Below are 14,941 nucleotides of genomic sequence, written 5' to 3'. Positions count from 1 at the left end.
TCGAATGCTGTGTCCGGCTTGAACGCTTCGACGCGCATTCACGACTGAGGGGAAACAATGACAACCGGCGGTTACGACCCCAACAAGAATCCGAACGACGGAAACCAATCACCACAAGATCCGTACAGCCAGCCGCAATCACCGCCGCCCGGTAGCTACCCACCTCCCGTCACACCTCCCGGTGGCGGCTACCAGCCGACGGGAGGCTCTCCTGCCGGGCCGCCCCCGGGGAATTACCCGCCTCCCGGTGGATACCCGCCCCCGCAGGGCAACTACCCCCCACCGCAGGGGAACTACCCGCCGCCCGGTGGATACCCGCCGCCGCCTCAGGGCGGGAACTTTCCCCCGCCGCCGCAGTTCAATGATCAGGGCGCTTACGGCGGATCGACGCGACTGCCTTCCGGCGCTCAGCCGGGTGACCTGTGGTTGCGCCTCGCTGCGCGAATCATCGACGGCATCATCGTCGGCATCGTCGCGGCAATTCTCGCAGTCCTGGTCAGTGACGCGGACAGCTTGATTCTGATCTCCGGACTGTTCTCGGGGATCCTGACCTTCGCGTACTTCGTGGGGATGGAAGTAACCCAGGGTTGGACGCTGGGCAAGAAGATGCTCGGCCTTTCGGTGCATGGACCTGCCGGCGCTCCCAAGCCCACACCGCAGCAGTCCGCGATCCGAAATGCGTTCACACTGCTGTCGATCATTCCGATCATCGGCGGTCTCCTCGCGTTTATCGCGTACATCGTCATCGCGGTGACCATCAACAACAGCCCCACCAAACAGGGCAAGCACGACCAACTGGCCGGTGGCACCCAGGTAGTCAAGGGATAACCCAGAGCCCTCGCGAAAGCCCGGCAGTTCCTCGAGGAATTGCCGGGCTTTCTGCTGTGTTCTGGGCAACTGGACGGTCGCCAACTCGCTTGGAGACACCCTGAGGTGCTTGGATTGCGGACGTGACAGCTCAGGATCAGCAAGACTCATCGACTCAAGAGACCAAATTTGCGCACGTCAGCCTCGGTTATTATCCGACGATCGTCGCGCTGTTCACCGCAACGCTGCTGATCTCGAATGTGGCGGCGACCAAGGGGGTCGCCTTCTTCGCGGATTCCGAGTTGTCCCTCGGGCCCTTGCAGATCCTGCCCGTCATCACCGACGGTGGCTTCTTCCTCTTCCCACTCGCGTACGTCCTCGGTGACGTTCTCAGTGAGGTCTACGGCTTCAAAGCCACCCGGCGCGCGATCTACCTCGGATTCGGCGCGCTGATTCTTGCTGCCGCATGTTTCTGGATCGCTGTGCAACTGCCGTCGGCGGCCTTCTACGAGAACCAGGCCGCCCTCGAAACCGTCGTCGGTGTCATTCCCCGACTCCTGGTCGCCGGCTTGGCCGCCTACCTCGTCGGACAGCTTCTGAACTCCCTGGTCCTGGTCATGATGAAGAAGCGCATGCAGGAGAAGCACCTGTGGGCACGTCTCATCGGCTCGACCGTCGTCGGTGAATTCGCCGACACCCTCATCTTCTGCTCCATCGCGGCCGGCGTCATCGGCATCAGCACATGGGAAGACTTCATCAACTACGTGTTGGTCGGCTTCCTGTGGAAAACCCTTGTCGAGATTCTGGTCATGCCGATCACCTACCGCGTCATCGCCTACGTGAAGAAGCGCGAACCGACTTACGCCTGAGTCTGCGGGGCCTTCGGGCCGTAGAACTTTCCGAGCATGTCCGCCTTGAAGTCGTGGAAGTACCCGCCTTCGATGCTGGCTCGGATGTCGTCGACCAGCTTCACGGTGAATCGCTCGTTGTGGATGGTGCAGAGCGTCGACGCGAGCATTTCTTTCGCTTTGAAGAGGTGATGGATGTACGCGCGGGTGTAGTTGGCGCAGGTATAGCAGTCACACTCGTCGTCGATAGGTGTGAAATCACGGCGGAATCGGCTGGTGTTGATGTTGAACCGGCCGGAGCGCACGTAGATCGCGGCATTGCGCGCAACACGGGACGGATTGACGCAGTCGAAGGTGTCTGCGCCGTTCTCGATTGCGACGAAAAAATCGTCCGGTTCGCTGATTCCGAGCATGTGCCGCGGCTTGTGCTCAGGCAGTTCCTCGTTGCACCAACGCACAATTGTGCCGAGGTTCTGCTTCTCGAGGGCGCCGCCGATGCCGTAGCCGTCGAACCCGTACCCGTTCTCGCCTTCGATCGACTCGAGGCCACGGCACGCTTGCCGACGCAGATCCTCGTACTGCGCGCCTTGGATCACGCCGAAGAGAGCCTGATAGGGCTTGTCGGCGCGTTCGGCGGTGAGCTTCTCGTGCTCGTTGATGCAGCGAATCGCCCACGCCTGCGTGCGCTCGACCGATCGCTCCTGGTAACCGCGCGTATTGAGCAGCGTGGTGAGTTCGTCGAACGCGAACATGATGTCGGCGCCGAGTTGATGCTGTATCTGCATCGACACCTCGGGGGTGAACCGATGCTTGCTGCCGTCGAGGTGCGATTTGAACGTGACGCCCTCGTCATCGACCGTCGCAAGACGCTCTTTGCCCTTCGCGATCACGTCGTCGGACTGCACGCCGACGGCTTCCATCGCGAGTACTTTCTTGAACCCGACGCCAAGTGACATCACCTGGAAGCCGCCGCTGTCCGTGAAGGTGGGTCCGTCCCAGTTCATGAATTTGCCCAGGCCACCGGCCTCGTCGACGATGTCGGCACCCGGCTGCAAATACAGGTGGTACGCATTTGCGAGAACCGATTGCGTGCCCAATTCCTTGATCGACTCGGGGAGCACAGCCTTGACCGTCGCCTTGGTCCCGACCACCACGAACGACGGCGTCGCGATATCGCCGTGCGGTGTGTGGATGGTGCCGGTTCGTCCGAGCCGGTCCTCGATTCGCGTCCCCATCGTAAAAATCGACTCGGGACGCTTGTCGACAGCGGGCTCGGGCTGGGTCGGAACTACAGAAGTCACGGACTCAATCCTGTCACAGGACTAAAAATCGCCGTGATCACGGCAGAACGCGCAGCAACAGCATCGATCTTCGATCCGGCCCTGGTCTACTGACCGAACCCGAGCTGTATCGCCGCGCGAGAGTCCCACTCCATACTTCCTCCAGGCATCCTCCGGCTCGACCGGTGTACACCTCCAACCCGCTGACAGGAGCTCAATTGACGAGACAGACCTACAACTTCGTCACCGTCGACGTCACAGAGTCGATCGCCACCGTGACCATCGACAAACCTCCCGCCAACGCGTTCAATCCCAGCCTGATCGCCGAACTTCTGGAGCTACTGCCGGTACTAGCGTCGGACCAGAGCATCCGCGCCATCGTCATGACGGGCACTGGCCGGTTCTTCGTCGCCGGCGCCGACATCACCGTGATGCGCGAGCTGACCGAAGAGACTCAGCGGGCGATGCGCCCGTGGGTCGAGGTACAGCGGATCCTGGAGACGGCTCCCAAACCCGTTATCGCGAAGATCAACGGGCACGCACTCGGTGGCGGCGCCGAACTGACGTTGGCCTGCGACTTCCGCGTTATGGCACAGTCGGCGACCATCGGTTTTCCCGAGATAGGCCTCGGACTGTTTCCGGGTGCGGGTGGCAGCCAACGGCTTCCGCGCCTCATCGGCGCACACCGAGCCAAAGTGCTCATGATCGAAGGCAATCGACTGAGCGCCGAGCGCGCACACGACATCGGCCTGGTCGATGCTGTCGTTGCAGACGACGACCTAGATGCACACTGCGCTGACCTTGCGCGTGAGCTCGCATCGGAACCCACTGCCACCATCGGGATGATCAAACGCATTGTTGACGAGGGAATGTCGTTGCCGCTCGATCAAGCGCTGGACCTCGAATTCGACGCAGTGCTCGAACTGATCAAGACGAACGACGCTGCCGAGGGACTTCAGTCATTCCTCGACAAGCGCTCCCCCATCTTCACCGGACGCTGAAAGCTCCCCCTTTACCGAGAGGCCATCATGCTCAACAGATTTCAAAAGAAATGGGTGGGCGCGATCGCTACTCTCGCCGCCCTGTCGATCGCCGTCAGCGGATGCACCCGTCCCGCTACCGACAACTCCGCGGAAAGTGGTGGCCTGGTACGCATCGCTGTTGGTGTGGACCCGTCGTACGCTCCGATCTTCTTAGCTGACCACGAGGGCATGTTCGAGGCCGCTGGTCTCGACGTCCAGGTCATCCAGACGGAAGGCGGAGCAGCGGGTGCTCAGAACGTTGTAGCCGGAACTTCGGAGCTATCCGGCAATGCCGACTCGACAGCGCTGTCCGTCATGGCTGCCAACCCGAGCCTGCGGGCTCTTGGTGTCTTCCAGGAATCCGACCGGTACTTCCAGGTTGTGCTGCGCAATGGCCTCGAACCGAAGTCGATCAAGACCATGGGCGTCTTCCCCGGTATCGGTCTCTACTTCACGAACCAGTACCTCGCCAGCCTCGGCATCGACCCCGCGACCGTCACACTCGTGAGCACCAGTCCGCCCGAGCAGCCCGCGTTACTGGCGCGTGGCGATATCGACGGCTTCCTGTCCTTCGACCCGTGGGTGACACAGAGTTTGAATACCGGTGGACGCGTAGTTGCCACGACCGGTGATTTCGGCGCCAAGTACGCGCAGTGGATCATCGCGTCGGATAACTGGTTGTCCGCGAACGAAGAAACCGCAGGCAAGGTGTTCAAGGTGATCTCGGAAGCGTCGGCAATCGTGAACTCGGATCCAGATCGGGCGGCAACCGCAATTGCCTCGGCTATCCAGATGGACCCGGCCGAGGCTGCCGACCGGGTGGCCCAAATCGATTTCGGCGGGCGCGGATTCACCGATGACGATGTGGAGCGGGCAAACGAACTGGTTGCGTTCTTCCGCGAGCAGGGCAAGATCTCCGCAGACATCGATCCGTCGGCTGTACTTCTCTCGGGATGGGTCGAGCAGAACGCAGCCTGAGCGGCGTGTGAGAACGGGTCCGGTGGGCAGACCGGAATCATGTCGCCCACCGGACCCGAGAACTACGTTCGACACCAGTCGGTTCGGCGATATCTTTCGATTGAAACGGAGTAGTTGTGGTGCATCCCCCGGTACGGGTCGTAGAGATTTCCAGTCCGTTTGCGCGATTCGCCGGGCGCATCCTGGTCGGGCTGGGTTTCGAGGTCATTCTGGTAGAACCACCCACCGGTGACCCGAGTCGCGCCGAGTCCCAGGGTGATTCGTACCTGCATTGGCATGCGGGAAAGAAGTCGGTGGTTCTCGATCTGGGCGACAGCAACGACCGCGCCGAATTCGACACACTACTTCGCAGCGCGGATGTCCTGCTCGACGGCAGCGCGACCGGCGTTCCGCTAGAGCGCCGAGGCTCCCTCGTGCATGTCCGGGTGACGCCATTCGGCACATCGGGTCCCCGAAGTGAGTGGCAGGCAACCAACCTGACCGTAGCAGCGCTCGGCGGAATGATGGCTCAGGTCGGTGATCCCGAACACCCTCCACTCCTGCTCCCCGAACTCCAGGCTGAGCAGCTCGCCGGAATCAACGCCGCAATCGGCGTGCTGCTCGGACTGCGTTCGCGGTCCACGGGCCAGAACCCGTTGCTGGAGATCAGTGCTCAGGAATGTGTTGCCGCCGCGCTGGAAGCGGGCACTCTTGCCTACATTCACGAGGACCGTGTCCCGCCACGTCCTGGCCGCGTACATCCACTCGTTCCGCACGGACTGTTCCAGGCCGCCGACGGTTATGTCGGTGGCGGCCTCGGCGGTAGCCCCCGTATGTGGGACGGCATGCTGGCCTGGCTGATCGACAACGACGCCCAGGACGATCTCGACCAACCCGAGTGGTCCGACGCGGTCTACCGAAAGACACACCAGGAACACATCTTCGACGTTCTGTCAGCCTTCATCTCAAAGTGGCCGAAGGAAGAATTTGCAGTCAGCGCCCAGTCTCGCAAGTTGCCGTGGGCAGCGGTCGACCGGCCCGAAGAACTCCTGCGCAACCCACAACTCAACGACCGTGACTTCTTCACTGACGTGACCGGGGATCACGGCACCTACCGCGATCTCGGGTTCGGCTTCGCTTTCCCCGAAGGCCACCGCATCGGAACGCTCGAGGCCGCCCGGTTGGGTCAGCATCAGGAACTCTTGTCCACCAACACGACTGTGGCAGTGCATGAAACTCAGGAGTTCAGTGACACGGGCGCGCTCAGCCTCGACGGTGTCCGCGTGCTGGATCTCACCTGGGTGCTGGCCGGCCCGTACGGCACCCGAATCCTCGCCGACCATGGAGCCGAAGTCATCAAGGTCGAATCGATCGGACGCCCGGACCCAACTCGCTTCGCACCGTTCATGCATCTGTCGCGCGGGCCTCATGACAATCCGAACACCAGCGGGTACTTCAACGACGTCAACCGAAACAAGCGCAGCATCACGCTCGATACCCGATCCGCCGAGGGTCTTTCGGTCCTACGCGACCTGATCAGGAAATCCGACGTCGTGGTCGAGAATTTCAGCTCGTCGGTCATGGACAAGATGGGGCTCGGCTACGAACAACTGCGGGAACTCAACCCGGACATCATCTACGTGTCTATGTCCGGGATGGGTCACACCGGCCCTCGCAAGGACTGGGTATCGTACGCCGACATCGTATCTGCAAGTACCGGATTGACCTCGCTGACCGGTTGGAACGCCGACGATGTTGTCGGAGTCATCTACGGCCACGGTGACATAGTTGCCGGACTGCAAGCAGCAGTCGCGGCGCTGGCAGCTCTCGACTACCGCGACCGGACAGGGCGAGGCCAGCACGTAGACCTGTCACAACTCGAAGCCATGGCAGCGCACATGGGCACCAGTGTTCTCCGAGCGGCTCGCTCACAGTCCCCCGATCCGATCGGCAACAGCCACTGCGAACTGGCGCCGCACGGCGTGTACCCGTGCCACGGCGCAGACCGGTGGTGCTCGATTGCCATCCGCGGCATGACGGAATGGAATACGTTGTGCCGCATCATCGGAGCGGAGCACTGGATCGACAATCCCGATTTCAGGAGCGTGGAGGGTCGCCGAGCCAACCTCGAACGAATCGACGACGCGATCGCCGACTGGACCCGGACTCTGCCACCCGAAACCGTCATGGAGCGCCTGCAATCGGCGGGAATCGCGGCAGGCGCCATCCAGGACGGACGTGACCTGGTCGACGGTGATCCGCATCTGCGGGCACGCAATTTCTATTCCGTACAGGAACACCCCCTCGCGGGAACATTCCTCCACGAGGGCATCCCTGTTCGCCGCAACTCCGAACCCGGTTCGATTCGGCGCGCTGCACCGGTGCTGGGCGCGGACACCGACGACGTCCTGAAGTCGGTCCTCGGCTACAGCGACAAACGGATCACCGGACTTCGCGACCAGTCGATCCTGTCCTGACCGCACTCATATTCGTACAACCATTCACAGATCGCTACAAGGAGACACAATGCGCGCGGCCCGACTCCATCAGTTCGGCACCTCACCGGTAATCGACGACATCGACATTCCCACGCGTGAATCCGGCCAGACCCTGGTGCGGATCGACGCTGCTGCGCTCGGCCATCTCGACATCACCGTCGCGAGCGGAAACTTCGGAGTCAAGCCGAATCTCCCGCACATCGGTGGAACCGACGGAGCCGCGACGGTAGTCGAATCCGACACGTACGAGCCGGGCACTCGCCTTCTGGTCCGAGGCGGTGGCGTCGGCCTGTTCAAGAACGGTTGCTGGGCCGAGTATCTGGTGGCAGCAGACAAGGCCTTCACACCGTTTGATCCCGCACTGTCGCCGGCCGTTGCCGCAACGTTCTTTCTGCCAAGCACAACTGGCTACGTGGCCGTGAATGACGTTGCGGCCGTTGCAGCCGGCGAACGTGTGGTCGTCGCCGGAGCGTCGGGTGCTGTCGGATCGATGGCAGCGCAGTTCGCTTTGCTCGCAGGAGCGTCCGAGGTGATCGGTGTTGTACCGCGCGAAGATCAAGCTGCCCTGATCCCGGAAGGTGTGCGTCCCGTCGTCGGGCAAGGTGACGAACTGGCCGGTGTGCTGGGATCCGAGCCTACCGTCGACGCATTGATCGACACGCTGGGCGGTGACGGCTTGCCCCATCTGCTGGCAAGTGTTGTCCCCGGCGGCCGGGCGGCCCTGATCGGATACACGTTGGGTAAGAGTCTCACGCTGGACTTGCCGAACTGGTTGCTCAGCGACGTCCGGATCCTGCCCGTCAACATGATTCGCAAGACTGCCCGCCAAGCTGAACTGGCACCCGAGATGATCCGACTGCTCATCGAAGGCAAGATTTCCGTTGCAGTGCAGGAATTTCCGTTGGATGACATCGCAAGTGCACTGCAGTTGATGGGTGAGGGCAAGGTTGCCGGTCGGGCGGTCGTCGTACCCTGAGAGGGATACAATTACGCACCCTACGAGCCATCGGCAAGGAGTCGTTCATGCCCTGCGACACACATGCCATTCCGCGCTCGCTTCCGGATTTGATCCGGAGGCGAGCTTTAGAGCGTCCGGAGCACCCGGCCCTTGTCGTCGGCGGGATCACGGTCACCTACCGCAAACTGCTCGAACGCGCTGCGTCGATGGGGTCTGCTCTCCGCAGCGCGGGTGTCGGCCGCGGGGAACGTGTGGCGGCACTGTCCGGCAACAGGATCGAACTGGCAGACCTTGTTCTCGGATGCGCGTGGATCGGCGCGGTGGCCGTTCCGCTCAATACTGCTCTTCGCGCCGACAGTATTGTCAGCGCACTCGAACAAGCTGAAGTGCAACGCATCCTGGTTTCACCCGAATGCGCAAACGTTGTATCCGGATTCGATGGCACCGTGTGGGTCATGGGCGAACCACACGTCCCCACGGCCGGTTTGAATCCGGGTTGTGAACCCGAAGCAGTGGATCCCCTCGACATGGCCGCGATACTCTTCACTTCCGGCACCACCGGTATACCCCGGGGTGTGCGATGCCCGCATGCGCAGTTCCTGCAGTGGGGCAAAAGCGTTGGCGCCTCGTTGGGACTCACTCGCGATGATGTGCTGTACAACTGTCTGCCCCTGTTTCACACCAATGCTCTCAATGCCTTTGTTCAGTCCGTCTGGGCCGGGTCTACTTTTGTCTTGGGACAACGGTTTTCGGTCCGTAATCATTGGAGTGAGGTTCGTGAGATCGGGGCGACTGTCGACTATCTGCTAGGTGCGATGGTTGCGATGCTGATCAACGCGGACCCCGCACTACACGACCGGCAGCACAACATCCGGATTGCCTTGGCGCCCGCAACCCCTGCGCATCTGATCGAACCGTTTGCCAAGAGATTCGGTGTGGAACTCGTGGACGGATTCGGAAGTACCGAAACCAATCTTGTGATCGGCACGCTTCCCGGAAATCGACGGGCCGGATACATGGGCACCGTGATGAGCGGCTACGACGCTGCGGTGATCAACGACGGTAGCGCCGTACCCGACGGAGTGCCTGGCGAACTGGTTGTCCGCACCACGGTTGCCGGCTCGTGCTCACAGGGCTATCTGGGCGACCCGATTCCGGAGCCAGGCAGTTGGATCCACACCGGCGACAGGGTGATTCGTGATGCAGACGGCTGGTTCCGATTTGTCGATCGCATCAAAGACGTGATTCGAAGGCGAGGTGAGAATATTTCCGGAGCCGAGGTGGAAACAGTTCTCGCGCTGCATCCGTCGATCAGTCAGGTTGCCGTCTTCCCGGTGCCGTCGGAGCTGGCCGAGGACGACGTCATGGCGACTGTAATACTCCGTCCCGGTGCCGATTTCGATCCCATCTCGATTCTGGATTCTGCCCAGCAACAGTTGCCGTACTTTGCCCTCCCGCGGTACATCGACATCGTGGATTCGTTGCCACTCACCGAAACCGGGAAGGTGCAGAAAGCACCGCTGCGCGAGCGGGGCGTTGGCCAACACACCTGGGACAGCGAGAAGAGCAAGTTCAGCGCACGGCGGTAGAGCCTACTTGCCACAGCCGTTGAACGAACACATCACCGGACTGCAAATCGTACGCAGTGCGAGCGGGTCACTCGGTGAATGCGTGCACTTCATGGCATGAAGTTTGCGGGTGATCCCGACGCCTGCTGTGCGCAGGGCCCCGGTGATGCGACTGACGTTGAGCCGAGCCGTCGGCGCTGTCACGGACAACGCACCGGCAAGAGTGCGCGGGCCGCTGAACACCGGTACCGCGACGCTCATGTAACCGAGCCGCGTCTCCTCGACCTCCACCGCGAGCTGTTCCTTACGCATCCGCTCGAGTTGCTGTCGCAGCACACCGACTGACATCGTCGTCCGACTGGTCAAGGCGGTGAAACCCTGCTCGACCACCTCGTCGAAGACCGATTGCGGCGAGAAGGCAAGGATGATCTTGCCGGTGGCGGTGCAGTACAGCGGGAGCCGGCCGGCCACCCGCGACTGCTGATTGAGGCCGCGGTGTCCGATGATCTTCTCGATGTACAGGACGTCGATGCCGTCCCGCACCGCAAAGTGAACCGTCTCCTGTGTCGCCAGCAGCAGGTCCTCCATGTAGGGCAAAGCGGCGTCCCGCAGAATCCGCTGACGGGGCACCAACTGGCCAAGCTCGAACAATCGCAGGCCGAGCCGATACTTTGTGCCCGCGCGCTCGAGCAGTCCCCACTCGACCAGCTCGCCGGCCAACCTGTGAACCGTGGCTTTCGCGACCCCACTGCGCCGAGTGAGTTCCGTCAGAGACAAGTCACTGTGGTCGGTGTCGAAAGCGTCCAAGATCATTCGAGCCTTGCCCAGGACCGAGGACAGCTCTCCTGCGGGCTGCAACGGCGCAGCAGCACTTGGCGCGATGGGCAGTACTGATCCGAACCCGACGGATTGTTGTGGAGCGGCCATGAGTGTCCTCCTGAACGATCTGTGACAGCCTGCCGAGCCCGATTGCCACGGGACCGAATCAGTCGGGGTGCTCGTTGGGTGCAGGTGCTTTCGGAACCGACACTATGGTGACCATACGATGAGACGCACGCCACACGGTCCGCTCAGTGAACCCGTCCCGCAGAGTTTACACGGGGCGCCTACCTGCGTAATTCTCCAGAAACATGCGGACGGCGGATGAAATCTGCGGGGCGTGCTCTTCGATGAGCGCTACGGTCCCGGATTCGACGATCTCTGTTTCCACCACTGCCGCACTCGTCAGATGTGCACGCAGCGGGGCGACATTAGGCATCGAAAAGGGATCTCTCCGCGCGCCGATCAGCAAAACCGGCGCGGTCACCGAACCGATTCTTTCCTCCATGACGTAGCGAGCACAGGCTTTGTGGCCCTCCGCCGGATCAACCCGGTAGGCAAGCGCGTCCCGGATGAACCTGTCGAGCAGCGCGGTGCCGGGTTCCGGGTAGTACGGCCGTCGCATCTCCCACAGACTGGTGAGATGGCTGCCGTCTGCAGCTCGGTCAACGCAGTCGATCCCACCGGGTCCCGAGTGCCCCTCGCGGTAGTTGCGGTCGGCCCACGGGCACGACGAGAGCACGGCGGCGGCTACCCGCTCGGGGCGCGATGCCGCCATCTCGAGCGCCACTGCCGCTCCGGTGTGGTGGCCGAGAACCGTGACTCGGTCGACGCCAAGCCCGTCGAGCAATTCCCACGCACCTCGCGCATAGGTCTCGATGGTCTGCGGCCCGGGCACCGGAGCACTGTTGCCGTACCCCGGCATGTCCATCGCGACCACGTGGAAGTCGGCGGCAAGAAGTGGGATGAGCTCGCGGAACTCGTCCGACGAACGGGGTGCCTGATGAAGCAGGAGAATCGTCTCACCCGAACCTTGCTGCGCGTAATGCAATTGCCCGAAGGACGAATCCACGTATCCGAATCGCGTGCCGCTTCCCATCAGAACGCCGCAACCATCGGAGTGTCGACGCCGACAATATCGATCTTTGCCGAACCACCCGGATTTCCGACGGGTTCACCGCGGGTGGGCAAGATGTCGAGGAAGAAGCGCTTGTTGTCTTCCTTGAAGTCCGGGTCTGCCTTGCGGTCGACGGTGATCGCCTCTACCGGGCACGCCAATTCACAAGCGCCACAGTCGATGCATTCATTCGGGTTGATGTAGAGCTTGCGATCACCTTCGTAGATGCAATCCACGGGGCATTCTTCCATGCATGATCGGTCCGTGTAGTCGATGCATGCTTCACCGATGACAAATGCCATTGCCTAACCCTCCTGTTCCGTAGAGTGTCCGGGAAAGATCTCCGCTTCCGGATCCAGCACGGCCGCAGCGTTGTTCACAGCAGTCGCGGCTTCGCCGAAGCCGACGGCAATCAATCGGACCTTCCCGGGATAATCCGTGATGTCCCCGGCTGCGTACACGCGCGGAACATTGGTTTCCATCCGCGTGTTGACGGCGATATGGCGATTGTCGATCTCCATCCCCCAGTCCATCATCGGGCCCAGGTCAGCGGTGAATCCCAGTGCTGCGATGACAGATTGAGCCGGCAACGTGGACGTGCTCTTGTCCAGTTTGTGGGTGATGTCGACCTCGCCGATCCACCCGTTTCCACGTACCTCCGAGACATCCGCGTTCACAAGAACCTGGACACTGCTGTCCTGAACTTTGGCAACTGTGGATTTGTGCGCGCGGAATCGATCTCGTCGGTGAACCAGAGTGACGGACTTGGCAATCGGTTCGAGGTGGACAGCCCAGTCGAATGCGCTGTCGCCGCCGCCGACGATGACAACGTCTTTCCCCGTGTGCGCCGACAGATCCGGGACGAAGTAGCTCAATCCCCGATTCATGAACTCCGAACCCTTCGTCAACGGACGGGGCGTGAAAGTTCCGATGCCGCCGGTGATGACAACCGCGCCGGCGACCACCACCTGGCCTGTACTGGTGGTGATTCGCACCCGGCCGGCGTCATCATGCGACAACTCACGAGCCTGCATACCCAGCAAGTACACCGGATCGAATGGGGCAGCCTGGGCAATCAAGCCCTCGATGAGATTGCGTCCCTTGACCGAAGGGAATCCCGCAATGTCGAGGATTGCCTTCTCCGGGTACATCGCACTGACCTGTCCCCCCGGTTCCGCAAGGGCATCGATCACGGCAACGGAGAGGCCGCGGAAGCCTGCGTAGTACGCGCCGTACAGCCCGGCGGGGCCGGCACCAATGATCAGAATATCGACGCCGATCTCGTTGTCGGCCGCCGTGGAAGACGTTGTGTTCACACCCGATACGGTATTGCGCCGACGGACCCTCGCAAATGAAACCGGTCCGCTCAACAGACCTCGGTAACGTTTGCGGGACAACATGAAAAGAGCCCGCCGACCTTTCGGTCGACGGGCCCGTACTCACGAAATTCAGCGCGCGAACACCTCGGGTTCGTCTGCCGCAATCTTCTGGATGATGGTCGAGTAGGCAAACCACCCCACCTTCTCGGTGCCCACAGCCTCGTAGGTCTGCGCAGCGATCTTCTCGTGCAGGACAACCGGATCACCGGCGGCTCGCGCCGCCAATTCTGCCTGCATCGAACGCTCCATCGACACGTACCACCACACTGCGCTCTCGACAGAGGTTCCGACAGTCAAATGGCCGTGATTGGTCAGGATCACCGCTTTGTTCGATCCGAGGGCCGTCGCAATGCGAATCCCCTCCTCTTCATCGAGCGCCACCCCGTGATACTCCTCGTAGATCGAGTGGTCCTCGTGAAAGGCGCACGCGTCCTGAGTGATCGGAGCGAGGCGGCAGTGCAGCGAAGAGAACGCCTTGCCGTTCAGACCATGTGCATGAACAGCTCCGATCACATCGGGACGGGCCTCGTGAACCTTGCTGTGGATGACAAATGCTGCGCGGTTCAGCGGTCCGTCGCCGGAAATCACCGTGCCGTCCGATGCCACGTGCAGTAGTTCTTCGGGCTGGACCTGGGAGAAGTGCCGACCGAACGGCGCCGTCCAGAACGTTTCAGATTCTTCGGGATCTCGGGCCGTGATGTGTCCCGAGATTCCTTCGTCCAAACCGAATTTCGACAGTATCCGATATCCGCCGATGACGGCGGTCTTACGTCGACGTCGTTCGCTCTCGACGTCGGAGAACTCGGGCGGGCCAGGAATTCCGGCCTGCTCTGCAATGCTCAGCGGTTTACTCATGCTGCGCTCCTGACTATTTGACGCCGTAGCGGGCGAGGTACCGCGAGGACAGAATTCGGAGAATCCGGTCGAAGATGAAGCCCATGATGCCGAGGACGATGATGCCGACAAACGTCCAGTCGATTCGACCGTAGTTTCGGGCCTGCCAGATCATCGAGCCGATACCCTGGTCGGCGGCGACGATCTCCGCCGACACGATGGTGAGAAAGCTGTTACCCATGGCCAGGCGAGCACCGGTGACGATACCCGGGATCGAAGACGGCAGGACCACCGTTTTCATGATCTGCAGCTTGCCCGCACCAAGATTGGCTGCGGCCTGCAATTTGTTCTCGCTGATCGCAACAGTCGCGGCGATCGTGCTGACCGTGACGATGAACACCGAGGTGTAGAAGATCAGAACAACCTTCGACGTCTCACCGATGCCGAACCAGACGACGGCAAGAGTGACAAATGCGATCGGCGGAATGAACCGGAAGAACTCGATGTACGGATCGAGGAGCTGTCGTACGATGGCGATGCGGCCCATCAGAATTCCGACGGGAGCGCCGATCACGACGCCCAGAAACCAACCGATCAGAATTCGCTGACCTGACGCAGTGATCGACGACCACAGAACGCCGCTTTCCCACAGTTCCTGTGCCGCAGACCAGACCTCGGCCGGTGATGCAATCGTGGTCGGTCCGTACCACCACGCCAGGAACGACCAGATACCCAGACCGATTGCCGCTGAAGCGGCATACATCAGTGTCGCCTTGACAATCTTGGATCGCCGCGCCGACGAACGCTTTTGCGTCTGTGTCACCTTTACTGTTCTCACACCGGCTGAACCACCG

General features: G+C 61.5%; 14 protein-coding genes. 7 read left to right on the top strand and 7 right to left on the bottom strand.

Annotation, left to right across the window (positions count from 1 at the left end; all coding sequences use genetic code 11):
* Positions 1-57 precede the first annotated feature (57 nt).
* Positions 58-828, top strand: a complete 771-nt coding sequence (locus tag CJ178_RS33665) for an RDD family protein (protein WP_095887689.1) — start codon at positions 58-60, stop codon at positions 826-828.
* A 122-nt stretch (positions 829-950) separates the two neighbouring features.
* Entirely contained in the window at positions 951-1,676 is a 726-nt protein-coding gene (locus tag CJ178_RS22405; protein ID WP_033235061.1) for a queuosine precursor transporter, read from the top strand.
* Here the strand turns inward: CJ178_RS22405 and tgt are convergent.
* Positions 1,667-2,956: a tRNA guanosine(34) transglycosylase Tgt gene (gene tgt / locus CJ178_RS22400; protein WP_372472349.1), complete on the bottom strand. Its 1,290-nt coding sequence runs from the start codon at positions 2,954-2,956 to the stop codon at positions 1,667-1,669. The two genes, CJ178_RS22405 and tgt, sit on opposite strands and share 10 nt — an antisense overlap.
* A gap of 197 nt (positions 2,957-3,153) precedes the next feature.
* On the opposite strand from tgt, the gene CJ178_RS22395 reads away from it, so the two are divergent.
* From CJ178_RS22395 to CJ178_RS22375, 5 genes are all read left to right on the top strand, one after another.
* Positions 3,154-3,936, top strand: a complete 783-nt coding sequence (locus tag CJ178_RS22395; RefSeq protein WP_095888099.1) for an enoyl-CoA hydratase/isomerase family protein — start codon at positions 3,154-3,156, stop codon at positions 3,934-3,936.
* 54 nt (positions 3,937-3,990) lie between these two features.
* Positions 3,991-4,935, top strand: coding sequence for an ABC transporter substrate-binding protein (locus CJ178_RS22390; protein WP_257013322.1), 945 nt, complete (start codon positions 3,991-3,993; stop codon positions 4,933-4,935).
* Between the two features lie 116 nt (positions 4,936-5,051).
* Positions 5,052-7,391, top strand: a complete 2,340-nt coding sequence (locus CJ178_RS22385) for a CaiB/BaiF CoA-transferase family protein (RefSeq protein WP_033235065.1) — start codon at positions 5,052-5,054, stop codon at positions 7,389-7,391.
* A gap of 49 nt (positions 7,392-7,440) precedes the next feature.
* Positions 7,441-8,388 (top strand): quinone oxidoreductase family protein, encoded by a 948-nt coding sequence (locus tag CJ178_RS22380; protein ID WP_095887688.1) that lies wholly within the window; start codon positions 7,441-7,443, stop codon positions 8,386-8,388.
* 47 nt (positions 8,389-8,435) lie between these two features.
* The gene (locus tag CJ178_RS22375; RefSeq protein WP_033235067.1) at positions 8,436-9,959 is read left to right on the top strand and encodes a crotonobetainyl-CoA--carnitine CoA-transferase; all 1,524 of its coding nucleotides are present in this window, start codon (positions 8,436-8,438) and stop codon (positions 9,957-9,959) included.
* 3 nt (positions 9,960-9,962) lie between these two features.
* On the opposite strand, the gene CJ178_RS22370 is transcribed toward CJ178_RS22375, so the two are convergent.
* The 6 genes from CJ178_RS22370 to CJ178_RS22345 form a co-directional block, all read right to left on the bottom strand.
* Positions 9,963-10,865 (bottom strand): IclR family transcriptional regulator, encoded by a 903-nt coding sequence (locus CJ178_RS22370; protein ID WP_033235068.1) that lies wholly within the window; start codon positions 10,863-10,865, stop codon positions 9,963-9,965.
* Between the two features lie 166 nt (positions 10,866-11,031).
* Entirely contained in the window at positions 11,032-11,856 is an 825-nt protein-coding gene (locus CJ178_RS22365; RefSeq protein WP_033235069.1) for an alpha/beta fold hydrolase, read from the bottom strand.
* On the bottom strand, positions 11,856-12,176 hold the full coding sequence (locus CJ178_RS22360; RefSeq protein ID WP_033235070.1) for a DUF362 domain-containing protein: 321 nt from the start codon (positions 12,174-12,176) through the stop codon (positions 11,856-11,858). Before CJ178_RS22360 ends, CJ178_RS22365 begins: the two co-directional genes overlap by 1 nt.
* Before the next feature lie 3 nt (positions 12,177-12,179).
* On the bottom strand, positions 12,180-13,190 hold the full coding sequence (locus CJ178_RS22355; protein WP_033235071.1) for an NAD(P)/FAD-dependent oxidoreductase: 1,011 nt from the start codon (positions 13,188-13,190) through the stop codon (positions 12,180-12,182).
* Between the two features lie 132 nt (positions 13,191-13,322).
* Positions 13,323-14,219 (bottom strand): class II aldolase/adducin family protein, encoded by an 897-nt coding sequence (locus CJ178_RS22350; protein ID WP_255285238.1) that lies wholly within the window; start codon positions 14,217-14,219, stop codon positions 13,323-13,325.
* Complete coding sequence (locus CJ178_RS22345; RefSeq protein WP_230590189.1) at positions 14,122-14,910, bottom strand: ABC transporter permease; 789 nt, start codon at positions 14,908-14,910, stop codon at positions 14,122-14,124. Before CJ178_RS22345 ends, CJ178_RS22350 begins: the two co-directional genes overlap by 98 nt.
* Positions 14,911-14,941: the final 31 nt, after the last annotated feature.

It is taken from the genome of Rhodococcus sp. ACPA4 (genome assembly GCF_002300185.1).
GTDB lineage: Bacteria > Actinomycetota > Actinomycetes > Mycobacteriales > Mycobacteriaceae > Rhodococcus_F > Rhodococcus_F globerula.
The sequence above is the reverse complement of the archived record's forward strand: the minus strand, read 5'-3'. Positions and strand labels throughout refer to the sequence as shown.